Genomic DNA, 24,662 nt, shown 5'->3' with positions numbered 1-24,662 from the left:
ACTATTATGATGAAACAAATTTATGTCGGACTTGTTCTTGTATTCACTGTTAGCCTGGGCCTTGCTCAGGATGCAGAGACTTATTTTGAACCACTTAAGTATCGCAATATAGGACCATTTCGTGGAGGAAGGTCCGTTACTTCGGTTGGAGTTATAGGAGATCCTTTAACTTATTATATGGGTACTACAGGAGGCGGTCTTTGGAAGACTTCCGATGCCGGTCAACGTTGGGAGAATATTTCTGATGGGTTTTTTGAAACTGGTTCTGTAGGTGCAGTTGCTGTCTCGGCCTCTGACCCAAATGTTGTTTACTGTGGTATGGGTGAACACGCACCAAGAGGTGTTATGACCTCGTATGGAGATGGAGTTTATAAATCTACGGATGCAGGGAAAACATGGAATAAGATGGGGTTGAGTAAAACTCAGCATATCTCACGTATTGTAATTCACCCTAACAATCCGGATATTGTATATGTCGCCGCTCAGGGAGCACTTTATGCACCTAATGAAGAACGCGGAATTTATAAATCTACTGATGGCGGAGATAGCTGGGAGAAAGTATTATTTGTAAATACACTTACCGGATGTTCAGAACTCTCGATGGATCCCAATACACCTGAGGTGCTTTACGCCGCAATGTGGCAGCATCAAAGGAAACCAAATATAGTTATTAGTGGGGGGCCTGGAAGCGGGCTGTATAAATCTGTTGATGGAGGAGAAAATTGGTTCGAAATACATGAAGGCCTGCCTGCCGAAAAAGGTAAGATGGCTATCGGCGTAAGCCCGGCCAATTCTAATAAGGTTTATGCATTAATTGAAAGTGATTCTGAGCAAGATAAAGGAGGATTGTTTGTGTCTGAGAATGCCGGAAATTCCTGGACGATGGTAAGTGGTGATAACAGATTGGTGCAACGAGCCTGGTATTATATTGAAGTGTTTCCGGATCCTAATGATGAAAATACGGTTTATGTCATGAGCGCTCAGGCTTTACGATCTATTGACGGAGGTAAAACATGGGAATTGATCACGGGTACTCATGGAGATTACCATGATCTCTGGATTAATCCCGATAATTCAAAAAACATGGTTATAGCCAACGATGGGGGAGCTGCTATAACTTTTGATCATGGAAAATCATGGTCAACTCAGGATATTATGCCTACCGCTCAGATCTACCGTATAAATGCTGACAGGCTTTTTCCGTATAACATCTATGGCGGGCAACAAGACAATTCCTCTGTAAAAATTGCCAGTCTTTCATTAGGCCGGGGGGAAATTTCTGAACGCGATTGGACTTATGCAGCTGGTGGTGAAAGTGCTTTTCTGGCATTTAATCCTGATAATCCCAGGTACGTTATGGGGGGCAATTATTTAGGGACTATCGAAATACTTGATATGGATACCAAGTCAGAAACAAAAATAATGGCAGCCCCTATTCAGTATTTAGGTAGAGCTGCTAGGGATATGAAATACCTATATAACTGGAGTGCCCCAATAATAAAATCTCAACATGAACCCGACACTTTTTATCATTGTGCCCAATTGGTTTTACGAACAAGGGATAAAGGGCTCAACTGGGAGGAAATATCTCCAGACCTAACACGCAATATGGACGACAAACAGGGTAAAGGAGGAGGTCCTTATACCGTTGAGGCAGTAGGTGCTGAAAATTATGGAACAATAGCTCATATTATTGAATCGCCCCATGAAAAGGGAGTATTATGGACAGGGAGTGATGATGGGCTTGTTCATTTAACAAAGGATGGTGGGGGTACCTGGGAAAACGTTACGCCCAGGGGTCTAAAAGAATGTTTGGTTAATGCTATTGAAGTTTCTCCACATGACCCGGCTACTGCTTACATAGCAACTACCCGATATAAGTTTAATGATTACACTCCTGCATTATACAAAACCAATGATTATGGTAAAAGCTGGACAAATATTAGTTCCGGAATACCTTACGGTTCCTTTACCAGAGTTGTTCGGGAAGATGCTTCACGTAAAAATCTTCTTTATGCCGGCACAGAAAAAGGGATCTATATTTCCTGGAATGGAGGAACCTTATGGGAGCCGTTTCAGCTAAATTTACCCATAACACCTATTACGGATCTGATGGTACATCAGGGCGATTTGATCGTAGCCACTTCAGGAAGATCTTTTTGGATTTTAGATGACCTCGGCGCACTTGGCCAGCACAAAACTCAAAATGGGGATTTAAAAATAATGCAGCCTGAGGATGCTTATAATGGTTCCTGGCAAAGCCCTTTAAATAAGAGTTCGGATAGTTTTAAAGGAACGAATCCTTTTTCCGGAGTCAACCCCGCTAATGGGGTGGTACTGTATTATGAATTACCCAAGAGCTCTGATTCTACGGAAATTTCTCTGGAAATTCTTAACGACAAGGGAATGCTTATTCGAAAGTTTAGTTCTAAAAAAGATCCAAATTATAAAAAGCATAACGGTGGAGGACCACCTCCGGCCCCCCTTCTTTCTACAGAAATAGGACTAAACAGATTTGTATGGGACATGCTTTATCCGATAATTCCGGGTATCCCTGATGTATATATTGAAGCTAACTTCAGGGGGCATAAGGTACCGCCCGGAAGCTATACTTTAAAATTACAACAAGGAGAAAAAACAGCAAGTACCACAGCTAAAATTCTTGAAACACCAGGTTTCGAAACTCAGGAGGGTCAATATGCCGCTTACGATGCATTTATGACGGAAATGGAACTAAATGTTACCCAAATGCACTTATTGATAAATACTCTATTTAGTGCTAAGACGCAACTTAAAGATATCATAAATAACCTTGAAGATAATACTCTTAGGAAGGCTGGGATGACTCTCTATAAGAAATTGAACGCATGGGATGAAGATATGATACAACGTAAATCCAAGGCCTATGACGATGTGGAAAACTTTCCAAATAAATTTACAGCAGAGTATTTATTTCTAATAAACGAAACTAACAGTACAATACCTAGAGTTAATACATCATGCAGGCTTCGCAAAAATGAATTGGACAAAGAATGGGAGCAGTTGAAAATCCGTGGAGATGAATTTTTAGAGAAAGAACTTCCGGATTTTAATAATAAATTATGGGAAGCTGGTATAGGGGCAATTAGATATAGGAAATAATGGGGGAATACTACAATTATATAAAAGCATTGCATCTGATATTTGTTGTAACATGGTTTGCAGGCTTATTTTATATACCCCGATTGTTCATTTATCATATTGAAGCAGCCGATAAGCCTTCTCCTGATAAGGAAATACTTTCTGATCAACTTAAGCTTATGACAAAACGGTTATGGTATATAATTACGTGGCCTTCAGCTTTTTTGTGTACAATATTTGCCATCTGGTTGCTATTGTTAATACCAGCCTGGTTAGATCAACCATGGATGCTTATTAAATTGTTCTTTGTAGTATTGCTAATTGCTTATCACTGGAAAACACATTTAATATACCTTCAATTACAGCGAGATGAAATAAAGTATACTTCAAATTTTATGCGTATTTGGAATGAAGGCGCTACTGTGATACTTTTTGCGGTTACTTTTTTGGTCATATTAAAGGGTACTTTCAATTGGATATTTGGTGTATTGGGGATTATTGTCCTTGGTATTCTTCTGATGCTTGGTATTCGTTTGTACAAGAGAATTAGAGACAAGAATCCCACCGCTTAATCTACTTGAATTTGAAGAATTTGATAGGCTGCTTTGGCTTGATTATTGCTATCTTTAAACTCAAATCAGGAGTCCTTGCTTAAAAAGTTATCCCTTAGATCCCAAATTTTTGTCGCTATGATTTTACTGGTGGTTATAGCATCAGTATTAATAGCTGGGGTTACTATATACCAATATAGGGAGCAATCTAAAGATTATCACCAGGTCCGTTTGGAACGGAAGGAGGGTCAGATAAAACAAAGCATAGCTTATACTTTACAGGAAACCACTTACCCGGTAACTACAGAAAATCTAGCGCTGATATTTAAAGATGAAATTTATCGGATTGCTGATGTCCAAAATGTTAATTTCAATATTTATGACCTTCAGGGGAATTTAATCAAGAGCTCAAAACCTAGATTCAGAAATGATTCCATATCTCTTCACTTGGGAGCGGAAATAATTAATATGTTATCTAATACAGTGGACAAGCGTTATATACTCGACGATACTGCTGCGGGGGATAAATATCAGGCTTCATATACCTACATAAACGATGATAAATTTAAACCAATTGGCATATTAAATTTGCCATATTTTGAGGATAACACTCTTAACGACATGGAACTTAGGGAGTTCTTAATTCGGCTATCTGTCGTCTATCTTTTTATGTTGCTCATTGCCATTGTACTTGCTTATTTTATTTCAAAATACATAACCCGTTCATTACAAACCATTTCTGATAAGATTACACAAACGGACCTAACGAAAAGAAATGAAAAAATCCTTATTGAAAATCCAGGTCACGAAATAGGTAAACTTATTAATTCATATAATGATATGATTGATGAATTAGAAATAAGCGCGGCCAAACTAGCGCGGAGTGAAAGAGAACAGGCTTGGCGCGAGATGGCCAAGCAGGTAGCTCACGAAATTAAAAATCCACTTACTCCTATGCGATTAAGTGTTCAAAGTTTTGAAAGAAAATTTAATCCTGAAGATCCTGATGTACAAACCAAAGTAAAGGAATATTCCAGGACTTTGATTCAACAAATAGATACCATGAGCAGTATTGCTTCCGCTTTTTCAAGCTTTGCGGAAATGCCTGCTCAACAGAATGAAAATTTAAATGTCGTAAAAATAGTTAAACTGGCATTGGACATTTTTAATGAAAAATACATTCATTTTATGGCAGATGAAGAGGAAATTATTGCCAAGCTAGACCGCACCCAATTGGTACGTGTAATTACCAATTTGGTGAAGAATGCAATACAAGCCGTTCCAGAAGTAGAATCACCAAGAATATTAGTTTCGGTGGTTTCACAGGGAGATAAAGTAAAAATATCTGTGGCGGACAATGGTATTGGAATTCAGGATGGCTTTAAAGATAAAGTGTTTGAACCCAAGTTTACAACTAAAACCAGTGGGATGGGCTTAGGTCTTGGCATGGTGAAGAATATTGTTGAAACTTATAACGGAACTATTGATTTTACTTCTCAGCCTGGTAAAGGAACCGTATTCACTGTTATGTTTCCAAAAGGAGCAAAAAATTAATAAAATAATCAAATATGAAATTTGAAAATATCCTGATAGAGATTAAAAGTAGCGTTGCTACAATTATTATTAACAGGCCAAAAAAATTAAATGCGTTAAACAGAGCAACGATCAAGGACTTAAGTAAAGCATTTAAGACTCTGGGCAAGAATAAGATGATACGAGCCATTATAATCACCGGGAGTGGTGAAAAGGCGTTTGTAGCCGGGGCGGATATTTCAGAGTTCTCAAACTATACCGTAAAGGAAGGCAAAGAACTTGCAACAAAAGGGCAGCAGGCTCTTTTTAACCTTGTAGAGAACTTATCTACTCCAGTCATCGCGGCTATAAACGGTTTTGCGCTTGGCGGCGGACTTGAATTAGCCATGGCCTGTCATTTCAGAATAGCCAGTAATAATGCCAAAATGGGCCTGCCTGAAGTTTCTCTTGGGGTGATTCCGGGTTATGGTGGAACGCAACGCTTACCCCAATTAATTGGAAAAGGCAGAGCGATGGAACTCATACTTTCAGCCGGAATGATTGACGCAGAAAAAGCCTTATCCTATGGTCTGGTAAATTATGTGGTTCCTCAAGAAGAACTTTTACCACTATGTCTTAAAATAGCAGGCAGAATAACGAATAACTCTCCTGTTGCAATTTCTTATGCAATAAAAGCCGTAAATGCGGGTTTTAAGAGTAATGCGAAAGGGTTTGAAACCGAGATAAATGCATTTGGAAGCTGTTTTGGAACAGCCGATTTTAAAGAAGGCACTACTGCCTTTTTAGAAAAAAGAAAAGCAGAATTTCCCGGAACCTGATGAGCTTAAAATTCATTATCTATCATGAAAATTCGTTTTATCATATTTTTTGCAGTTTTTACTGCAAGCTTTATCTACGCGCAAAACATGCCTATTTCCTATGATTTTGGAGAAAAGTATAACGACAGATATAAGTATTCCAATTTAGTCTCCATTTCTGAGGATGGAACTGGTGGAACTGTTTTGGTAAGATCGTACTATACGGGAATGATCCTGAAACCTAAGGGTTATTTTATAGAGCATTATAATAAAGATCTTGAACTGGTCTCAGAATATAATTATAAATTAAAGGGACCTGATCTTATAGAGGGTTACTTAAAAAACGGACAATTATATTTACTGTTTTTGGATTATAATTTGGAAACTATGTCATATGATTATATAGTTCACCGAAGTCCAATATCAGATTTTAATTTTACCCAGGAGAAGTTACTCTCAATTCGGTCAGATCAGGTAAAACAACCATATGACCGCAACTATTACAATAGAAATTTTTCGTCTGGTTTTACTACAACTGCCTTATTTAACGATGATAAAAGCGCATTTATAATTAGCACACATTTTAAGAAGGGAAAGATTAATAAACACAATATTTATTTATTTAATGCTTCGCTTAAAAAGATATTCGAACAAGATTTTTCTAAAGAAATAGAAGATAAGAATTATGCTTTTGAAAATATAGTAGTCTCCCCAAACATGGAACGTGCATACATTATTGGAAAGGCTTATTTTAAGAAGAAAAGAATTGCTGCCTTGGAACGTAAATTTCAGTATGAACTTATTATGCTGTCAAAACAAGGCGCCATTACACAAAACTTTGACAGTTCTGGTAAATACTCTGAAGCACTAAAACCTATTCTTCGAAAAGGGAATCTTATTTGTGTTGGGTTTTATGCTGATCGAAAGGATAACAGGTATAATGGGTTGGGTTATTTTAAATTAGACCCTATAACACTAGAAGTCCAAATAAGGAAATACAATCCTTTTTCAAATCAGTTTATGTCAGACAAGTTTGGAAAGGAGGACGCAGAGCATGTAAAGAACCTGGTATTTAAAAATGTAAGCTTTACACGGGATGACGAAATACTCTTTAATGCAGAGGAGTATTTTGTTACATCAAGTGTACAGGCAAATTCTAGTGGAGGCAGACTACGGGTGGAACGTTATCATCATAATGATATAGTGAGTGCGAAGATCAATCTAAAAGGTGAAATGCTTTGGGCAAGAAATATTAATAAATCTGAAGTAACACAGGGTGACGGGGCCTATGCATCTTATTGTTCCTATACCAAAAATGATAACACTTACTTTTTTATAAGTAGCTCGGCTGAAAACCCTCAATTACTCAATAATGAACGTATAATTTTTAAACAGGGCTATAGTCGGAATAGAAATGTCTTTGTAATCCAATTAGACAAACATGGTAAAATGAGTTATGAAAAAATTATTGATGATAAAGAAGCTCGCTTGCCGCTTATGGTTTCAAAACCTCTAATGGACTTCAATGATAACGCGGTTTTGTTTTATGCTAAAAGAGGAACCAAAAAACAATTAGTGAATGTCTCTATTAATTAAATTGCTTCAATAGGAAATATTCCATAAATTTGGAATAAATCCACATATTGAAACATAACAATTTTATTAAAGGAAGAGGAGCACAGCAAAATACTCCAAACAAATTTCTTAAACACATACACGAAATACAGCAAGATTTTCTTGAATTTTGCAGAAAAGAAGGTGAAGAGGGCACACAAAGGAAAACACAATACTTGCCTGTTTTCCCTAAAACAATTGTAAATAAAGTTACCAGTCCGGACGTCGGGATGGAATACTCGATGAATCCTTATCAGGGCTGTGAACATGGTTGTATCTATTGCTATGCCAGAAATACGCACGAATATTGGGGCTTAAGCGCGGGTTTAGATTTTGAACAAAAGATTTTGGTAAAGAAAGATGCTGCAAGGCTTCTTGAGACCAAACTAAAAAGTGCTAAATGGAAGGCTGCCACCATTGTGCTTTCGGGAAATACAGATTGTTACCAACCCGCAGAGCAGGAATTTAAAATTACAAGAGCTTGCCTGGAGGTATTTTTAAGGTACCGCCATCCTGTAGGCATCATTACCAAGAATTCTTTGATCTTAAGGGATATGGACTTGTTAAAGGAATTGAATTATCACGGACTGGTTGGAGTAAACATCTCAATTACTTCACTTTCGGAAAATACCCGAAGAATTTTAGAGCCCAGGACAACTACTATTAAAAAGCGTCTTGAAACAATTGCCACTCTAGCTGAAAACAAAATCCCGGTTAATGCCATGCTGGCACCAATTATTCCGGCAATAAATAGTCATGAAATTATAAATTTAGCAAAAGTTGCTGCTGAACATGGCGCCTCTTCTTTTGCTTATACTATAGTAAGATTGAATGGTGCCATTGGTCTTATTTTTACAGATTGGATCAGGAAAGTCATGCCTGACAGGGCAGAAAGGGTATTGAGCCTTATAGCATCATGCCATGGGGGAACATTAAATGACAGCAGATTTGGTTTGCGAAGTAAGGGAGAAGGCAATATTGCCCTCCAAATACAGGAAATGGCCAAATTGGCTAAATTGAGATATTATAAAGGAAAATCATTTCCCAAATTAAACAGGGAATTACACGAAGAATATAAGCACGGCCAATGGAAGCTGTTCAATTAAACTTTTATGTAATTTTCTGGAGTTTTTGGGGATTAGAAGCAGTAGAAGATGAAGCTACTTTTTTGACAAATATTCTTCTTTTCACAGTGGAGTATGATTTTAAAACAAGGTTTTAATATGCGAAAAAACAAGACGTATCCTTGTAGTGTGAAGGTGTTGGGTTATTTCAGATAAAAGTATGAACTTAAATGAAGACTATGTTATTTTAAACCTTCCCATTCCTGATAGAATTGGTCCAGGTAACTGAGCATAAAGTCGTGCCGTTTTTCTGCGAGTTTTTTACCGGTAGACGTATTCATCTTTTCTTTTAAAAGTAGTAGTTTTTCATAAAAGTGATTGATTGTAGGTGCACTGGACTTCTTATACTCTTCCTTGCTCATCGTCAAATTTGGGGTAATTTCAGGATTATAGAGTTCCCTGTTTTTAAAACCACCATAGTTAAACGCCCGTGCAATGCCTATGGCCCCAATCGCATCTAATCTGTCCGCATCCTGTACTATCTGTAGTTCAATAGAATTAAAGGACTTACCTGTGTTGGACAGACTATTTTTAAATGATACATTCTCTATAATTTTTATGATGTGCTCCCTGCTTAATTGATCCACATTGTGTTCTTTCAAGAATTCAGAAGCTATTTTTGGCCCCAGAGTTTCGTCCCCTTTATAAAACTTAGAATCTGCAATATCATGTAAAAGTGCCGCCAACTGAACCACAAATAAATTAGCATTTTCTTTTTTAGCTATATGAATAGAATTTGCCAAAACCCTTTTTGTATGATGCCAATCATGACCTCCCTCAGCCCCTTTAAATCTTAGTTTGACAAAGTTTTTGGTCTTTTCTAAAATTGCTTTCCGATTCATTAAAAAGAAGTTACACCACTGGTTATTGCTTGTTCTACTTTTTCAATCAACTCATCTGGATTTCCACTATTATTGAGCGGCTGATGAACCTTAAAGTTTAAATGTGATCCAATCCCGTATGGAAATTTTCCGTAACGAAGCATTTTCCATGAATTATTGATACTTATAGGAACTATTAATGCAGAGGGCGCTTGTTTCATAAGAATTTTTAAGCCCGTTGTTTGGAATTTTTTTGGATGTCCGTTCCGGCTTCTTGTACCTTCAGGAAAAATGACCGCGCTTCTGTTGTATTTTTCTATATAACGGCCAAGTTTAGATATTTCCATAAGGGCTTGTTTAGCATCCTTTCTATCGATAAGTACAGATCCACCATGTCTAAGATTATAGGAAACGCTGGGAATGCCTTTCCCCAGTTCTATTTTGCTCACAAATTTAGGGTGATGTGCGCGCATATACCATATTATAGGCGGGATATCATTCATGCTTTGGTGGTTCGAAACAATAATAAGAGGCCTGTCTTTAGGAATTTTGAAGGGATTGGTAAAAGTATACCTGGTCCCGAGAACATGGGTGCACCTTAATAATAATAAATTGAGGATACATACACTTTTTTTATGGGCATTATATCCAAATAGATTAAGGCAAACCCATTGAATAGGATGAAAAACAAGCAGGACTATTCCAAAAAAGATAAAATATAATACTGTAAGCGGATAAGCCAATATTTTTTGCATGACACAAAAATAAAAAACCGCTCCTATAGATGCGGTTTTTTACAAATTTTTATACAAACTAAAAAGTTTTTAGGTCAAATCAAGTTTTATGAACACAAATGAAATCTTCAATAAAACCGAGGGAAATTGTAATAATTGACCCTTCTAATTTTAGCAGAATTCCTCGTAAGCTTCCATTAAATTCTCAGAAATTAATTCTGCAGGTCTTCCTTCAATATGGTGCCTTTCAATCATATGTACCAATTCACCATTTTTAAATAAGGCCATACTAGGTGATGAAGGAGGAAATGGAATCATAAGATTTCTAGCTGCATCTACGGCCTCGGTATCTACCCCCGCAAAAACAGTGATAAGATGATCTGGCTTTTTTTCATTTTCCAGGCTTAATTTTGCAGCAGGCCTGGCATTCGCAGCAGCACAGCCACATACAGAATTAACCACTACCAGGGTAGTACCCTGTTGTTTTATGGCATTTTCAACTTCATCTGCTGTATATAATTCTTCAAACCCGACTGACGACAGGTCTGCTCTCATTGGTTTAACTAATTCTTCAGGATACATAAGCATTTTTTTACTTGAATTAATGGCAAAGATAGTGAAATTGAAATAACCTAATCACAAAGCTTAACCATTCTTTAAGTAAGGTATTCATCCATATTATTTTATATTTGCGCAAATTTTATTGCTGTTATGATTAAGTGGTTCGCCGCAATTTTGGGTTATTTTCTTTACGGTTTTCGGGGTGCTGTTCTGGGTTTTTTGATTGGAAGTTTTATAGATAGTGTTAGTCGCGGTTCCCGTCCAAGAAATGTCTTCAGCGATTACACGAGACAAAAGGTGTCGCCTGCAGACTTTGAACTAAATCTTCTTTCATTGTGTTCTATTGTTATTAAGGCAGATGGACAAGTGAGTCAACGTGAACTGGACTATGTAAGGCAATATTTTCTCAGCACATATGGAAAGGAAAAAGCCAATGCAATTTTTAGGACATTTAATGAGGTTATAAAAAGCAGAGAGATATCGGCTCAGCGCATCTGTACATACCTGAATCAGAGAACACGCTATGAGGTGCGATTACAATTGTTGCATTTTCTTTTTGGGATAGCACAAGCCGATGGGGCCGTAAGCAATCTCGAGATTGAAAAAATAAAGGAAATAGCTGGATACCTCAGGGTTGGAAGGCAAGATTTTGAAAGCATAAAGGCTATGTTTATCAAATCTGCGGACAATGCTTATAAAATATTAGAAATAGAAAAAGGGGTTTCAGACGATGAAGTTAAAAAGGCGTATCGCAAAATGGCGAAAAAGTATCATCCGGATAAGGTGATCACAGACAATGAGGCCATTAAAAAAGGTGCAGAGGAAAAGTTCAAGGAAGTTCAGAGAGCCTATGAGCAGATTCAGAATGAAAGGGGGATATAGTGCTTAAGCAGAATGACGGAATTGCCTGAATAAGACCATCTTTTTATTTTAAACCCAATTATTTTTAAAAGAATTTTGCATGTATGATTTTTGGTTTTATTGCAAACTTGGAATTAACCATGTTTTGGATTTGGGAGCTTATGATCATGTATTATTTCTATCTGCCCTTACGGCTCCTTTTACTTTTAAGCATTGGAAGAAAGTAGTTGTTTTAGCTACATTATTTACCATCGCTCATTGCCTTTCCCTAATATTCTCTGCCTATGACATTATTAATGTTGATGTAGAATTAATTGAATTCTTAATTCCGTTAACCATCTTGTTGACTGCCTTTTTTAATATAGCGCAGGTTTTTTTTGTCCCAGGGAAAAACAAGACATACCTACTTGAATTTGCCACAACTTTTTTTGGCATAATACATGGATTTGGATTTTCTAATTATTTCAATATGTTGGTGAGTGAAGAAGAGGAAAAAATTGGGCCTTTGTTGGGTTTTGCCAGCGGAATAGAAATTTCCCAGATCATAATAATTTTTTCAATACTAACGCTGGCCTTTATAATGCAAAATAAGTTCGGTATGAAGCGATCAGTATTCACAGTACTTATTTCTTCGGCAATTGTTTTATTTACCATACCTATGCTGATAAATAGCTGGCCGTGGTAGCAGATATCCAGTTTATTTTGTCCTTTTAACTGTAGAAAGTGTAAAAGGCACATTTTCCATGGTTTTATATACCAGACAACGGTTTTAATTAAAAATTAACCGTTTAAGGTTGTGGAACTTTTCCAAAGCAGGTATCTTAGTACTTTACCAGAACTAACATGGGGCATACAAAGATTCTGTTTGGTGAAACAAAGTAAACAGGAAAAATACGACAAAGCTTATTTGAGAATGGCTCATGAATGGGGTAAATTATCCTATTGTAAGCGCAAACAGGTCGGAGCTATTGTGGTTAAGAAGAGGATGATTATCTCGGATGGGTATAATGGCACACCTACCGGATTTGAAAATTTTTGTGAGGACGATGAAGGATATACCAAATGGTATGTTCTACATGCCGAAGCAAATGCCCTTTCCAAGGTGGCCGCTTCAACTCAGTCATGTGAAGGTGCCACTCTGTATATAACGCTATCGCCCTGTCGGGAATGCAGTAAGCTTATTCACCAATCTGGCATAAAACGTGTGGTATATCAAATTGAGTATAAAGATAATTCAGGATTAGAATTTCTAAAAAGAGCAGGGGTCGAATTGCAGCACCTCCCTACAATTGAAAGCGCTGTTTAAATTATTATTGAACTAAATGAAGAAGCATTATTATATATGGCCAACAATCGTAGCCCTGGCTTTGTCGCTTGGAATCTTTGTGGGTGGGAAACTTCATTTTAACGATACACCAGAGAAATTATTTACAACTAATTCTAAAAAAGATAAGCTTAACAGACTTATAGATTATATTGATTATGAGTATGTTGATGATATTAATACAGATAGTATAGTAGATATTACTGTAAATAACATTCTGGATAAATTGGATCCTCATTCTGTTTATATTCCCAAAAGTGAAATGACCCGGGTAGCTGAAAATATGAAGGGGGATTTTGTTGGCATAGGGATAAATTTTTATATGTATAAGGATACTATCACTGTAATACGAACTGTAGAAAAGGGTCCTAGTTTCCTAAAAGGTATTAAGGCAGGAGACCGAATACTGATGGCAGGCACAGATACCCTTTATGGCAAGAGATTACCAAGTGACGTTATTGTAGATAGATTGAAAGGACTAAATGGTTCGGCAGTTCAACTTCAGGTTTATCGTAAATCAGAGAATAAACTGTTTAAGGTAAATCTTAAACGAGACCGGATACCAATAAAAAGCGTTCACGCATATTATATGCTTACCCCTGAAATGGGATATATTAAAATAAATAGGTTTGCCGAATCTACCTATAAAGAATTTAATATGGCACTGCGAATATTGCAGCGTCAAGGCGCAAAAAAGCTAACTCTTGATTTAAGGGATAATCCTGGAGGTTATCTGGGAATTGCAGAACAGTTGGCTGACGAATTTTTACAGGATGGTAAGTTAATCCTATATACAAAAAACAAAAAAGGGAAAATAGATAAAACTTTTGCTACAAAAAAGGGCAGTTTTGAGGATAAACCAGTCTATGTTTTAATTAATGAACGCTCTGCCTCTGCCAGTGAAATAATTGCAGGAGCCTTGCAGGACAATGATATAGGAACAATAATTGGCCGCAGATCTTTCGGTAAAGGATTGGTTCAACGTGAAATGGAACTGGGCGACGGCTCAGCTGTGCGCCTGACCGTATCGAGATATTACACGCCTACAGGTCGTTCTATTCAAAAGACTTATAAAAATGGGAATAAAGACTATTATCAAAAATTTACAGATCGCTATCATAACGGCGAGCTGATTTCTGTAGATAGTATCAAAGTAGCAGATTCTTTAAAGTTCACCACTCCTAAGGGTAAAGTGGTTTATGGAGGGGGAGGCATAATTCCTGATATTTTCGTGCCAATTGGTACTAATGAAGAAGAAGCTGTTGAAAGCCTGGAGAGTCTTGGTTTTATGTCCAGGTTTATATTTGAGCATTTAGAGGAAGACAGAAATAGATATTCCAATTATACCGAAGCAGAATTTGTCCGGGATTTTAATATGGATGACATAGCTTTTGAGAAGTTCGTAGACTACTCAATAGATCGAAACATTAAAATAAATTTCTATGATTTTGAGGATAAGATAAAACTCTATTTGAAAGGTGCTTTAGCTGAGCAGTTATTTACCTCAAACCTTAACGCAAAGATAAAGTCAACTTCAGACAGTATGCTACAAAAAGTTCTGGAATTGGATCGACCCACAATCCAAGAAAAAGGAAAAGAGCAGATTGAATTTAGCAATTAATTATCCTCTATTTTTTTCTGAATTTTTTTGGAAGTAAGATATATTATTAACAGTAAAATAGCGCATAGAGACGCCACAATCCCTATTAAAGCCACAATACTATTTCCTTTCAGGGGCTCATCAAAATCAATAAGCGTAACATTGTAAGTAATAAGTACAAGTGCCAGGATTATTAATACAATGCTGAATGTTTTATTCATTTTAGTTTTTCTGGTTTTTTACGCTCTTTTCTCTCAACAATCTATTCTAAAAAAGTTGGTTAATATTTGAAGTAAATAGCTTAACTGCTATTGCTAATAAAATTACTCCAAAGACTTTCCGGATTATATTAATCCCGTTATTTCCAAGTACCCTTTCAATTGACTTTGACGATTTTAAAACTATATATACAAAAATAATATTTATAATAATAGCAACAATAATGTTCTCTACACGAAATTCTGCTCTTAAAGAAAGAAGAGCAGTCATAGTACCTGCACCGGCAATAAGAGGAAAGGCAATGGGAACTATTGAAGCACTTTCAGGGGCATCATCTTTATAAAGTACTATCCCCAAAATCATTTCAATAGCTAAAAAGAACAAAACAAAGGCACCCGCCACCGCAAACGAATTTACATCTATCCCTATTAGCTTTAGAATTTCTTCACCAATAAATAAAAAGGCTATCATAATAATCGCTGCAACAATGGTAGCCTTCCCGGATTGTATATGCCCAACTTTATTTCGAAGACTGATAATTATAGGGACACTGCCTACTATATCTATTACAGCAAAAAGGATCATACTTGCCGAGGCTATTTCTCTTAAGTTAAAATTCATTGGACCATCAAATTAAATAAGCTGGCAAATTTACGTATACCAAAGGTTTTTAGATCACGGAAGGCCAAATATTTTATGGTTGTAAAACTCAATAAAGTATCTTTACGAGCTTAATGCTACACGATGTTTGAAATTGGTAAAGCCATTATCTCTGACGAAATTTTGGAAAAGGAATTTGTATGTAATTTATCTGCATGCAAGGGCGCCTGCTGTGTAGACGGCGAGGCGGGAGCTCCATTGGAAGATAAGGAGACTGAAATTTTAGTTGATATTTATGCTGATGTTAAGCCTTTCCTTACGGCTGAAGGAGTTTCAGCCATAGAAGAACAAGGAGCCTTTATAAAGGGTGCAGATGGCGAATGGGAAACACCTTTGATTAATAAAGAAGAATGTGCATATGTAATTTACTCAGAAAAAGGGATCGCAAAATGTGGCCTGGAAGAAGCTTATAACAATGGAGCGACAAAATGGAGAAAACCTGTCTCCTGTCATTTATATCCGGTAAGAATTACAGAATATGAGCAGCTTACAGCAGTTAATTATCATAAATGGGAAATCTGCGATCCGGCATGTTCTTTGGGAGAAGAATTGAAAATCCCCATTTATAAGTTTGTAAAAGAGGCACTGATTAGAAAATTTGGCAAAGAATGGTATCAGGAATTGGAAAAAATAGCCGTGAATAATTCTAAATAATAGGAATATGTAAAATTACCTTAGTTCCACAGGCTGCTTCCTGCTTATCATAAAGGTCCACAATTTCCATCTCAAACGTATTTTTATAATCCTTGGAAAAATTAGCTAAACGTTCTTTGGTAATATCGATCCCGACTGATTTTCTTTTTAGAACCTTACTTTCTTTGAGCTTTTCGGCAACTTCTCTTCCCACTCCATTATCGGTTATAGAAATATCTATATAACCGTTTTTCCCTTTACTTATATATAATAAAATGGATTTGTCACCATCTTTTGAAGAGAGACCATGCCATAGAGCGTTTTCTAAAAAGGGTTGAAGAATAAGAGAAGGAATTTTAACTATATGGGGATCATTACCTTCATCTATGATTATTTTAAACTGTATTTCATTGGAAAAACGAATATTTTCAATTGTCATATACAATTCTACCGTTTCTAACTCTTCAGCCAAAGGTATTTCCTTAAGTGAAGAGGCCTCAAGTATTTTACGCACTAATTTTGAAAACTTATTTAGGTAATGGACAGCGTTCTTTTTTTCATTGTTTATGATATAGAGCTTTATTGAGTTTAGTGAATTAAATAAAAAATGAGGATTCATCTGGCTGCGAAGAATAGATTGCTCCAGGGTGAGCACCTTCTTATCTTTTTTAAGCTGGCTTTGTCTGTACAAAATATATAGCATTAGCGTAAATAAAGCGAATAATAAAGTGCCAATCAATAAGGTATTTTGATTTCTTCGAAGCTTTAAGTTTATAATTTCGTTCTCTTTTGCAAGTACTTCTATCTGATTGTTCTTTTTTTCCGTCTCAGAACGGGAGATTATATCGGCTACATAGAGCTTATTGCGATCATTTGATATTCTTGCTTCCATTCTTTCTGCCTCTATAAAGAATTCTTTAGATTTTTTGAAATCATCTTGATATTCCCATAAATCGGATAAGTACGAGTAGGCCTCTTCCATGGAACTAAGCAGATTATATTCCTTAGCTATTTCTAACCCTTTATTTAAATTGTATTGAGCATCATCAAACTGATTATTTTGCATCTGAGCCCAACCTATATTTAAATAAACTTCAGAGATGATTTTCATATCTCCCAGCTCTTCGGATGCCCCAAGAATGGATTCAAAAATTTTAAGCGCTTCCTTGTTTTTGCCCTGATGAACGTATACATGTGCAATTCCAAGATTTGACAGGACGCTAACTCTTTTTGAACCAATATTTTCGTTGAAGACTGAAGATTTTTCATAATTTTGTAATGCTTCTTCCAGCTTACTTTGAGCCTCAAGGCATTCTCCAATAGCTATATAATTCATGGCAAGCCCCAGGGTATTACCCAATTCGGCCTCAAGCTTTATTGATTTCTTGAAATTGCCAACAGCAAGATCATATTGACCTAAAGTTCTATATATATGGCCTATGCTGTTCAAAGAAAAATTTAAGCTCCTTTTTATATCCTCATTAGGCCTTTCCATATACTCCGCTAGTCCTATAGCCTTCTGGGCACAGTCTAAGGCTGAGGGTATAGCCTCCGTTTGCCTATATACGGCACTTAGCATGGTTAAACTGTAAATTTGAAATTCTGTATTGTTACTTACTTCGGCAGCTTCTAAAGCCATTTGGTGCAGTTTAACGGATTTTTCATAGAGCGCGTAATCCCTGTAAGATATGCCCAATTGATTAAATGCATAGGACTTACCTATAAGGTAATTTTCCTTAGCTGAAGCATTGGCAAAATAGCGCATTAAACTAGTATCGCGTCGGACTGTCTTAAGCTCAATCTCCAAATCATTGTAAGTCTCTGGGGCCTTGGAGATAAGACTTTCAGTTGTTTCTTTGAAACTTTTGGAGTAACCCTGCGCATTGGCCTCATCTATAAGAAGTATGATAATAACACAAAAAAGCAAAGAATAATTAGCAAAAAAGGAAGGTATATAGGGGATTTTAAAGCTCATTAACATAAGTAATTCTCCAATTGATTATAACAAATCCAAAAAATCAGACTTTTTTTGACGGGAAACGGGTATTTTATGATCGGATTGAAGCACAACATATCCATCAGTTTTGAGAAACTCCTTAATTTTTGTAAGATTAATTATATAGGAGTTATGAATCCTGAAAAAGGTATCGCTGGGCAGAAGTTCATTAACTTCTTTTAACTTTTTAGTAAGTACTATCTTGTGTCCATCTGCAAGGTAAATAGTACTGTAATTGCCGTCAGATTCGGCATATAAGATCTGCTCACTTTCCAGGAATACTAATTTCCCGTCGGTATTAAAAGTAATTTTTTTATGCTTTTCATTAGAATTAAAATTCAGTAGAATTTTTTCCAATCTATCAGAAGTATAATTTTTCGCATTAAACTTTTTAATTTTTACAATAGTATCTTTTAAGTCGTCCGTATCAATAGGTTTTAAAAGATAATCAATAGCCTCATTCTTAAGTGCTTTTATGGCATATTGATTGTAGGCCGTAGTAATCACGACAGGAAAATCCTTATTACTTAATTTTTGAATGAATTGAAACCCGTCCATGGTGGGCATTTCAATATCTAAAAACAAGCAGTCCGGGGTGTTATGGCTAAGATAACTTAATGCTTCAAAGGGATCGGTAAAGGAAGCAACAACATTTATTTCATCGCTGAAATTCTCCAATTCCCATGAAAGACTTTGAAGTGCTTTTTTTTCATCATCTACAATAACAGCTTGCAACATTACCTTAGTATATTCTTGTAAGTTACAAAATTAGGAGTACTACTAGTAAGACTTGTTGAAATTTGTATAGATAGATTAAATAGGCGTATGACCAGCCCTAAAACACTTAAAGATTGCATTCTTAGGAAAATTTTAGACGACTATAATCTTTGTTTTTTTAAGGAAAAAACAGAATGTTAGATTTATAACAAATTCACAACAGAAAGGTCAAAAAAAGTTATTTAAAAATGGTATTTGTAAGGCAATTTATACATAATTCCATACCAATTATACAAATTGACTGTGTGGGTTGTTTGTTAACGCATACTTTGGCTTTAGTAAATATTTCATAAACGAGTACTATTGCACACTTGTAAAGTAAAGAGCACTAATGAAAAAATGTGTTATATTTTTCACCCTTTTAATCTTAGTTATACTGCTTGCAGTTTTAACGGATAATAATGAACGCTCAGTACTTGTAGATGAGGTTGCACTTGCCGGAAATAATATTGATCATCTTTTGGCTGAAGAACAGGCCGAAATAGCAGAATTATGTACGGAGTAAAAACATAAAAGTAACTACCATGCCACATATTGTAATCAAATCCCTCAAGCTTGGTCTATGGGTTATTTTGGCCTTAATTTTCACTTCCAGTAGTTCAATTGAAGAAAAGCCTGATAAGAAGATGTTAGCAGCGGGCAGTTATGTGCTAAATATTGCGGGGGAAAGGCAGTTAAAACTTGAGGGGATAATAAATTTTGAAACTACAAAAAAGTGTTCTCCAAAAGGGAAAGAGTATACCATTTTAAAATTAACCCTAAATGATAATCAGGAGGTTCCCGGGCATTCACTGGAATTTTTTCTTTCTAAACAATACCAATCAATGAAAATAGGCCATGGCCGGCATAAAATCTCTGAGAATATTGGAGGTTTCCTTAATTATTTTGATGGGGTTTTTGGTTTTGCCAACATAAATGAATTCGGGGAATTACCATTTTTCACAAAAAATGGTAGCATTACTATTGATAATCTTGATGACAAAAAATTAAAAGGCAGTATAGATGTGGTTTTTGAAAATCCTAATGAAGGGAGCTTTGAAATTACAGGTAATTTCATTGCCTTAAAAAAATAGCATTTGGTGCTAATTATTTGATTTTATAGAAATAAATTTGCATATCGAAATTAAGTTCATTGAAGAATAATAGCAGTTTTAGTTTTTAAGTATTAATAAAACTGTCAAACCATTATGTACGACTCGAGGTAGGTATATCTTTATAGAAATACCGCTGCTTAAATGCAGGACCATAGATGTAATTGCTAATTGGATAACCATACCAATCATGTTGGTCATGAAATTTGCTCGATTTTTAGGTTTCGGGGGAACTACCTAGATCAGCAGACCCAAGCGGTAATTAAATTTTAAACATCTATTGAGTCGTACGGTTTGGCGGTATTTTTTGTAAGTATTAATTTGCTAGTCTGCTTTTTACCTTGTATTGTCCTAGCAGGAGGCTTAATTTTTTGAAAAAAGCTGGATAATGCAAAATCTTTTCATTTTTACAACAAAGATATTTATATCGAGGGGCCAATGGTATAAATGAGCTATTAGTAATACCAAATTACTTCTGAGCTAAATTAAAACCCTTCATTTTTTGTAGTTAGCTTAACAGCAAGGGATTAAATCATTAATGTTTTAGTTGACTTATTTAATAAACCAAGAAGTATGTTTTATTATACTTTTTGGTTTAATTTTTTCCGCCCCATAATGACATAATTTTTTCCTAAAATTTACTTTTCTAAAAAGGCAGCAAACATCACTGGCGAACCTAGATTTCAACATACGGTGTTAAAAACTTTGGGTAGTATTTAATAAAACCTCCTTTACAATTTGATAACATTTTTGAATCTTTGTTAGCCCCAACACTTAGGAAATTCCATCCTACATTAACACTAATAAAAATAAAAAACATGACTGCAGCCCTTGAGCCCATTTTACAGGAAAACGACGATAGATTTGTGATATTTCCCATACAACACCATGATTTGTGGGAATGGTACAAAAAATGTGAGGCTTGTTTTTGGACTGCAGAGGAGATAGATCTTCACGAAGACTTAACAGACTGGAACAATAAACTGAGTGATGATGAGAAGTATTTCATTAAGCATATCCTGGCATTTTTTGCAGCTTCAGATGGAATAGTAAATGAAAATCTTGCGGAGAATTTTGTGAATGAAGTACAATATTCGGAAGCTAAATTCTTTTATGGATTTCAGATTATGATGGAAAATATCCATTCTGAAACTTATTCCTTATTGATAGATACCTATGTTAAAGATGAAAAGGAAAAAGGAATTTTGTTTAAAGCAATAGAAAATTTTCCAGCCATAAAGAAAAAGGCAGATTGGGCTTTAAAATGGATTGATTCACCAAGCTTTGCAGAGAGATTAATTGCTTTTGCGGCAGTTGAAGGAATCTTTTTTTCCGGGGCTTTTTGTTCTATCTTCTGGTTAAAGAAGAGAGGTTTAATGCCGGGTCTTACTTTCTCTAATGAACTGATATCGAGAGATGAGGGAATGCATTGTGATTATGCCGTACATCTTCACAATAAACACCTGGTTAATAAGGTTCCAAAAAAACGAATCACAGAAATACTTGTAGATGCCTTAAATATTGAACGGGAGTTTATTACTGAATCACTTCCTGTTAGCCTTATTGGCATGAATGCGAAACTCATGACGCAGTATCTGGAATTTGTAACCGATAGGTTATTGGTTGAATTAGAATGTGATAAGGTTTACAACGCTACCAATCCGTTTGATTTTATGGATATGATTTCTCTGCAGGGGAAAACCAACTTCTTTGAGAAACGTGTTTCCGAATATCAAAAGGCTGGTGTTCTTAACAAAGATAAAGACGTAGATGCTCAAAAGATCAGTTTCGATGCTGATTTCTAAAGTATAGAACACCGAATTTTACCCTATTTCCACAAGGGTTTTATATCATTTAAATAGTATTTCGCTTATATAAGCTTTCAATAACCAACATAGCACTTAAAACAATTAGAACCACATGTATGTAGTAAAAAGAGATGGAAGAAAAGAGCCGATGATGTTCGATAAGATCACGGCCAGAGTACGTAAGCTTTGTTATGGTCTTAACGACCTGGTAGATCCTGTAAAAGTTGCCATGAGGGTAATTGAAGGTCTATATGATGGTGTAACCACATCCGAACTTGATAATCTGGCGGCGGAAATTGCAGCCACATTAACTACAGCACACCCGGATTACGCTAAATTGGCTGCCCGAATTTCTGTCTCTAATTTACATAAGAACACAAAAAAGTCTTTTTATGAAACAATGAAGGATTTATATGAATATGTAAATCCCAGAACCGGAAAAGAAGCCCCTTTATTATCTGATGAAGTCTTTAAGGTTATTTCTGAAAATGCCGATAAGTTAGATTCAACTATAATTTACAATAGAGATTTTGGGTATGATTATTTTGGCTTTAAAACTCTGGAACGCTCTTACCTCCTAAAATTAAATGGGAAAATAGCAGAAAGACCACAACATATGCTAATGCGTGTGGCCGTAGGTATTCATCTTAATGATTTGGAATCGGCAATAGAGACTTATGAACTCATGTCTAAGAAGTACTTTACACATGCAACTCCTACATTATTCAATTCAGGTACTCCTAAGCCACAAATGTCTTCATGTTTCTTACTGGCAATGAAAGATGACAGTATAGATGGTATTTATGATACGCTGAAGCAGACCGCTAAAATTTCTCAATCTGCGGGTGGTATAGGGTTGTCAATACACAATGTACGAGCAACAGGATCTTATATTGCCGGAACAAATGGTACATCTAACGGTATTGTACCCATGTTGCAGGTGTTTAACGATACAGCCCGTTATGTTGATCAGGGAGGGGGAAAGCGCAAAGGGAGTTTTGCAATATATGTTGAACCATGGCATGCGGATATTTTTGATTTTTTAGACCTTAAAAAAAATCACGGGAAAGAGGAAATGAGGGCAAGAGACCTTTTCTATGCTATGTGGGTACCTGATCTTTTTATGAAAAGAGTGGAAGCCGATGCGGAATGGACATTAATGTGCCCTAATGAATGCCCTGGCTTATTCACCAATCACAGTGAGGAATTTGAAACATTATACACTGGTTATGAAGCGGCAGGAAAAGGCCGAAAAACTATCAGGGCACGTGAATTATGGGAGAAAATTCTGGAATCACAGATAGAGACCGGAACCCCATATATGTTGTATAAAGATGCCGCGAACAGGAAGAGCAATCAAAAGAATTTGGGTACAATCCGTTCTTCCAATTTGTGCACAGAAATATTGGAATATACTTCACCTGATGAAGTTGCGGTTTGTAATCTCGCATCTATTGCATTACCAATGTTTATAAAAAATGGGGAATTTGATCATAAGGAACTCTTTAAAGTTACCAAACGAGTAACCAAAAACCTCAATAGAGTAATAGATCGAAACTATTACCCGGTTGAAGAGGCCAGAAATTCAAATATGCGCCACCGGCCTATAGGTTTGGGGGTACAGGGTTTGGCAGATGCTTTTATAATGTTACGCTTACCTTTTACAAGTGATGAAGCCAAGCAACTAAATCAGGATATTTTTGAAACTCTTTACTATGCCGCCGTTACTGCTTCTATGGAACAGGCAAAAGAGGAGGGAGCTTATTCAACATATGAGGGATCACCTATTTCCCAGGGTCAATTTCAACATAACCTTTGGGGTATTAATGACGATGAATTATCCGGCAGATGGGATTGGGATAATTTGCGAAAGAAAATAGAAAAGCACGGGGTGCGTAATTCTCTTTTAGTTGCGCCAATGCCTACAGCTTCTACTTCACAGATCTTGGGCAATAATGAATGCTTTGAACCCTATACGTCTAATATTTATACTCGAAGAGTACTTTCGGGTGAATTTATTGTGGTGAACAAGCATCTGTTGGAGGATCTTGTTAAACTGGGATTATGGAATGAGAATCTCAAACAGGAATTGATGCGTGCCAATGGTTCCATTCAACATATTGATAATATTCCGGAGAATATTAAAGAGCTTTATAAAACTGTTTGGGAATTGAGTATGAAAGACATTATTGATATGTCCAGGCAACGAGGGTATTTCATAGACCAAAGCCAATCCTTAAACCTCTTTATGGAGAATGCTAATTATGGAAAACTTACTTCTATGCATTTTTATGCCTGGAAGAGTGGTCTTAAAACAGGAATGTATTACCTGCGCACGAAGGCTGCGGTAGATGCTATTAAGTTTACTCTGGATAACACCAAGAAAAAAGAGATCCCAATTAGCGTAGCTGCGGAGGCGGAAGTTGCCGCTGCAACGCCAGAAGCTGCAGTGATATTACCGGTTGAAACCACCCCTGTAAAGCAACAGGAAACAGATGTAGAACCAATGTCACAAGCTGAAATGAAGGAATTGATCGCACGCTCCAAGGAAGGACAAGCAGATGATGATTGTCTGATGTGCGGTTCATGAACGTAACCTATACTGAAATGCAATTGGCTGAGTATACTATACCGTTTCAGTTATAGTGTAAATAGTGTTTATTGATTAAAAGACACCTCGGGTAGGTCTACCCCATTTCTAAGACCTATCAACAGGTGTTTTTTTATGGATTGGAATTACCTATATACAGAATAAATCGACTATCCGTTTAAGAACAGTCAGTAGTACCTGTTTAGATAACAAGATAACAGATTTAATGCAATGAGAGATTTTAAATT

Annotated in this window: 22 protein-coding genes; 15 read left to right on the top strand and 7 right to left on the bottom strand. The window is 36.2% G+C overall.

Annotated features, from left to right (window positions below):
- Nucleotides 1–6: 6 nt before the first annotated feature.
- From ABJH90_RS14570 to ABJH90_RS14545, 6 genes are all read left to right on the top strand, one after another.
- Nucleotides 7–3,141, top strand: a complete 3,135-nt coding sequence (locus tag ABJH90_RS14570) for a glycosyl hydrolase (RefSeq protein ID WP_348140603.1) — start codon at nt 7–9, stop codon at nt 3,139–3,141.
- A complete protein-coding gene (locus tag ABJH90_RS14565) occupies nt 3,141–3,692 on the top strand; it encodes a CopD family protein (RefSeq protein ID WP_348140601.1) in 552 nt (183 codons plus the stop codon). Before ABJH90_RS14570 ends, ABJH90_RS14565 begins: the two co-directional genes overlap by 1 nt.
- A 117-nt stretch (nt 3,693–3,809) precedes the next feature.
- Nucleotides 3,810–5,225 (top strand): ATP-binding protein, encoded by a 1,416-nt coding sequence (locus ABJH90_RS14560; RefSeq protein ID WP_348140599.1) that lies wholly within the window; start codon nt 3,810–3,812, stop codon nt 5,223–5,225.
- Between the two features lie 14 nt (nt 5,226–5,239).
- Nucleotides 5,240–6,022 carry an enoyl-CoA hydratase-related protein gene (locus ABJH90_RS14555; RefSeq protein WP_348140597.1) on the top strand — a complete coding sequence of 261 codons (783 nt, stop codon included), beginning with the start codon at nt 5,240–5,242 and terminating at the stop codon, nt 6,020–6,022.
- 24 nt (nt 6,023–6,046) lie between these two features.
- Nucleotides 6,047–7,597, top strand: a complete 1,551-nt coding sequence (locus tag ABJH90_RS14550; protein ID WP_348140595.1) for a hypothetical protein — start codon at nt 6,047–6,049, stop codon at nt 7,595–7,597.
- A gap of 47 nt (nt 7,598–7,644) precedes the next feature.
- Entirely contained in the window at nt 7,645–8,721 is a 1,077-nt protein-coding gene (locus tag ABJH90_RS14545; protein WP_348140593.1) for a PA0069 family radical SAM protein, read from the top strand.
- A 200-nt stretch (nt 8,722–8,921) separates the two neighbouring features.
- Here the strand turns inward: ABJH90_RS14545 and ABJH90_RS14540 are convergent, their stop codons facing one another.
- From ABJH90_RS14540 to ABJH90_RS14530, 3 genes are all read right to left on the bottom strand, one after another.
- Nucleotides 8,922–9,581 carry an HD domain-containing protein gene (locus ABJH90_RS14540; protein ID WP_348140591.1) on the bottom strand — a complete coding sequence of 220 codons (660 nt, stop codon included), beginning with the start codon at nt 9,579–9,581 and terminating at the stop codon, nt 8,922–8,924.
- Nucleotides 9,581–10,315, bottom strand: coding sequence for a lysophospholipid acyltransferase family protein (locus ABJH90_RS14535; protein ID WP_348140589.1), 735 nt, complete (start codon nt 10,313–10,315; stop codon nt 9,581–9,583). The genes ABJH90_RS14540 and ABJH90_RS14535 overlap by 1 nt, the downstream gene beginning before the upstream one ends.
- Nucleotides 10,316–10,465: 150 nt before the next feature.
- Nucleotides 10,466–10,876, bottom strand: a complete 411-nt coding sequence (locus ABJH90_RS14530; protein ID WP_348140587.1) for a BrxA/BrxB family bacilliredoxin — start codon at nt 10,874–10,876, stop codon at nt 10,466–10,468.
- A 129-nt stretch (nt 10,877–11,005) separates the two neighbouring features.
- Between ABJH90_RS14530 and ABJH90_RS14525 the strand changes: the two genes are divergently transcribed.
- The 4 genes from ABJH90_RS14525 (at nt 11,006) to ABJH90_RS14510 (ending at nt 14,661) form a co-directional block, all read left to right on the top strand.
- Nucleotides 11,006–11,737 carry a TerB family tellurite resistance protein gene (locus tag ABJH90_RS14525; RefSeq protein WP_348140585.1) on the top strand — a complete coding sequence of 244 codons (732 nt, stop codon included), beginning with the start codon at nt 11,006–11,008 and terminating at the stop codon, nt 11,735–11,737.
- A 79-nt stretch (nt 11,738–11,816) separates the two neighbouring features.
- Entirely contained in the window at nt 11,817–12,401 is a 585-nt protein-coding gene (locus tag ABJH90_RS14520; protein ID WP_348140583.1) for a HupE/UreJ family protein, read from the top strand.
- A gap of 183 nt (nt 12,402–12,584) precedes the next feature.
- Nucleotides 12,585–13,022: a dCMP deaminase family protein gene (locus ABJH90_RS14515; RefSeq protein WP_348140581.1), complete on the top strand. Its 438-nt coding sequence runs from the start codon at nt 12,585–12,587 to the stop codon at nt 13,020–13,022.
- 16 nt (nt 13,023–13,038) lie between these two features.
- On the top strand, nt 13,039–14,661 hold the full coding sequence (locus tag ABJH90_RS14510) for a S41 family peptidase (RefSeq protein ID WP_348140579.1): 1,623 nt from the start codon (nt 13,039–13,041) through the stop codon (nt 14,659–14,661).
- On the opposite strand, the gene ABJH90_RS14505 is transcribed toward ABJH90_RS14510, so the two are convergent.
- Nucleotides 14,658–14,861: a hypothetical protein gene (locus tag ABJH90_RS14505; protein ID WP_348140577.1), complete on the bottom strand. Its 204-nt coding sequence runs from the start codon at nt 14,859–14,861 to the stop codon at nt 14,658–14,660. The two genes, ABJH90_RS14510 and ABJH90_RS14505, sit on opposite strands and share 4 nt — an antisense overlap.
- Nucleotides 14,862–14,907: 46 nt before the next feature.
- A complete protein-coding gene (locus tag ABJH90_RS14500) occupies nt 14,908–15,480 on the bottom strand; it encodes a MarC family protein (RefSeq protein ID WP_348140575.1) in 573 nt (190 codons plus the stop codon).
- A 123-nt stretch (nt 15,481–15,603) separates the two neighbouring features.
- Here ABJH90_RS14500 and ABJH90_RS14495 point away from each other — a divergent pair, with 123 nt between their 5' ends.
- Nucleotides 15,604–16,173: a DUF3109 family protein gene (locus ABJH90_RS14495; RefSeq protein ID WP_348140573.1), complete on the top strand. Its 570-nt coding sequence runs from the start codon at nt 15,604–15,606 to the stop codon at nt 16,171–16,173.
- Here the strand turns inward: ABJH90_RS14495 and ABJH90_RS14490 are convergent.
- Entirely contained in the window at nt 16,166–18,127 is a 1,962-nt protein-coding gene (locus ABJH90_RS14490) for a tetratricopeptide repeat protein (protein WP_348140571.1), read from the bottom strand. The two genes, ABJH90_RS14495 and ABJH90_RS14490, sit on opposite strands and share 8 nt — an antisense overlap.
- A gap of 24 nt (nt 18,128–18,151) precedes the next feature.
- Nucleotides 18,152–18,886, bottom strand: coding sequence for a LytTR family DNA-binding domain-containing protein (locus ABJH90_RS14485; RefSeq protein WP_348140569.1), 735 nt, complete (start codon nt 18,884–18,886; stop codon nt 18,152–18,154).
- A 370-nt stretch (nt 18,887–19,256) separates the two neighbouring features.
- Between ABJH90_RS14485 and ABJH90_RS14480 the strand changes: the two genes are divergently transcribed.
- The 4 genes from ABJH90_RS14480 (at nt 19,257) to ABJH90_RS14465 (ending at nt 24,414) form a co-directional block, all read left to right on the top strand.
- A complete protein-coding gene (locus ABJH90_RS14480; RefSeq protein ID WP_348140567.1) occupies nt 19,257–19,430 on the top strand; it encodes a hypothetical protein in 174 nt (57 codons plus the stop codon).
- A 19-nt stretch (nt 19,431–19,449) separates the two neighbouring features.
- Nucleotides 19,450–19,998, top strand: a complete 549-nt coding sequence (locus ABJH90_RS14475; RefSeq protein WP_348140565.1) for a hypothetical protein — start codon at nt 19,450–19,452, stop codon at nt 19,996–19,998.
- An 836-nt stretch (nt 19,999–20,834) separates the two neighbouring features.
- Entirely contained in the window at nt 20,835–21,821 is a 987-nt protein-coding gene (locus ABJH90_RS14470; protein ID WP_348140564.1) for a ribonucleotide-diphosphate reductase subunit beta, read from the top strand.
- Between the two features lie 115 nt (nt 21,822–21,936).
- On the top strand, nt 21,937–24,414 hold the full coding sequence (locus ABJH90_RS14465) for a ribonucleoside-diphosphate reductase subunit alpha (protein WP_348140562.1): 2,478 nt from the start codon (nt 21,937–21,939) through the stop codon (nt 24,412–24,414).
- Nucleotides 24,415–24,662: the final 248 nt, after the last annotated feature.

The sequence above is a fragment of the Eudoraea sp. genome, assembly GCF_039969275.1.
In the GTDB taxonomy this organism is placed as follows: domain Bacteria; phylum Bacteroidota; class Bacteroidia; order Flavobacteriales; family Flavobacteriaceae; genus Eudoraea.
The sequence above is the reverse complement of the archived record's forward strand: the minus strand, read 5'-3'. Positions and strand labels throughout refer to the sequence as shown.

Coding starts and splice junctions, on each gene's coding strand:
- ABJH90_RS14475 (WP_348140565.1), top strand. CDS start 19,450: ATGCCACATATTGTAATCAAATCCCTCAAGCTTGGTCTATGGGTTATT.
- ABJH90_RS14510 (WP_348140579.1), top strand. CDS start 13,039: ATGAAGAAGCATTATTATATATGGCCAACAATCGTAGCCCTGGCTTTG.
- ABJH90_RS14530 (WP_348140587.1), bottom strand. CDS start 10,876: ATGTATCCTGAAGAATTAGTTAAACCAATGAGAGCAGACCTGTCGTCA.
- ABJH90_RS14540 (WP_348140591.1), bottom strand. CDS start 9,581: ATGAATCGGAAAGCAATTTTAGAAAAGACCAAAAACTTTGTCAAACTA.
- ABJH90_RS14470 (WP_348140564.1), top strand. CDS start 20,835: ATGACTGCAGCCCTTGAGCCCATTTTACAGGAAAACGACGATAGATTT.
- ABJH90_RS14500 (WP_348140575.1), bottom strand. CDS start 15,480: ATGAATTTTAACTTAAGAGAAATAGCCTCGGCAAGTATGATCCTTTTT.
- ABJH90_RS14480 (WP_348140567.1), top strand. CDS start 19,257: ATGAAAAAATGTGTTATATTTTTCACCCTTTTAATCTTAGTTATACTG.
- ABJH90_RS14465 (WP_348140562.1), top strand. CDS start 21,937: ATGTATGTAGTAAAAAGAGATGGAAGAAAAGAGCCGATGATGTTCGAT.
- ABJH90_RS14535 (WP_348140589.1), bottom strand. CDS start 10,315: ATGCAAAAAATATTGGCTTATCCGCTTACAGTATTATATTTTATCTTT.
- ABJH90_RS14550 (WP_348140595.1), top strand. CDS start 6,047: ATGAAAATTCGTTTTATCATATTTTTTGCAGTTTTTACTGCAAGCTTT.
- ABJH90_RS14490 (WP_348140571.1), bottom strand. CDS start 18,127: ATGAGCTTTAAAATCCCCTATATACCTTCCTTTTTTGCTAATTATTCT.
- ABJH90_RS14570 (WP_348140603.1), top strand. CDS start 7: ATGATGAAACAAATTTATGTCGGACTTGTTCTTGTATTCACTGTTAGC.
- ABJH90_RS14525 (WP_348140585.1), top strand. CDS start 11,006: ATGATTAAGTGGTTCGCCGCAATTTTGGGTTATTTTCTTTACGGTTTT.
- ABJH90_RS14565 (WP_348140601.1), top strand. CDS start 3,141: ATGGGGGAATACTACAATTATATAAAAGCATTGCATCTGATATTTGTT.
- ABJH90_RS14555 (WP_348140597.1), top strand. CDS start 5,240: ATGAAATTTGAAAATATCCTGATAGAGATTAAAAGTAGCGTTGCTACA.
- ABJH90_RS14560 (WP_348140599.1), top strand. CDS start 3,810: ATGATTTTACTGGTGGTTATAGCATCAGTATTAATAGCTGGGGTTACT.
- ABJH90_RS14520 (WP_348140583.1), top strand. CDS start 11,817: ATGTATGATTTTTGGTTTTATTGCAAACTTGGAATTAACCATGTTTTG.
- ABJH90_RS14505 (WP_348140577.1), bottom strand. CDS start 14,861: ATGAATAAAACATTCAGCATTGTATTAATAATCCTGGCACTTGTACTT.
- ABJH90_RS14485 (WP_348140569.1), bottom strand. CDS start 18,886: ATGTTGCAAGCTGTTATTGTAGATGATGAAAAAAAAGCACTTCAAAGT.
- ABJH90_RS14495 (WP_348140573.1), top strand. CDS start 15,604: ATGTTTGAAATTGGTAAAGCCATTATCTCTGACGAAATTTTGGAAAAG.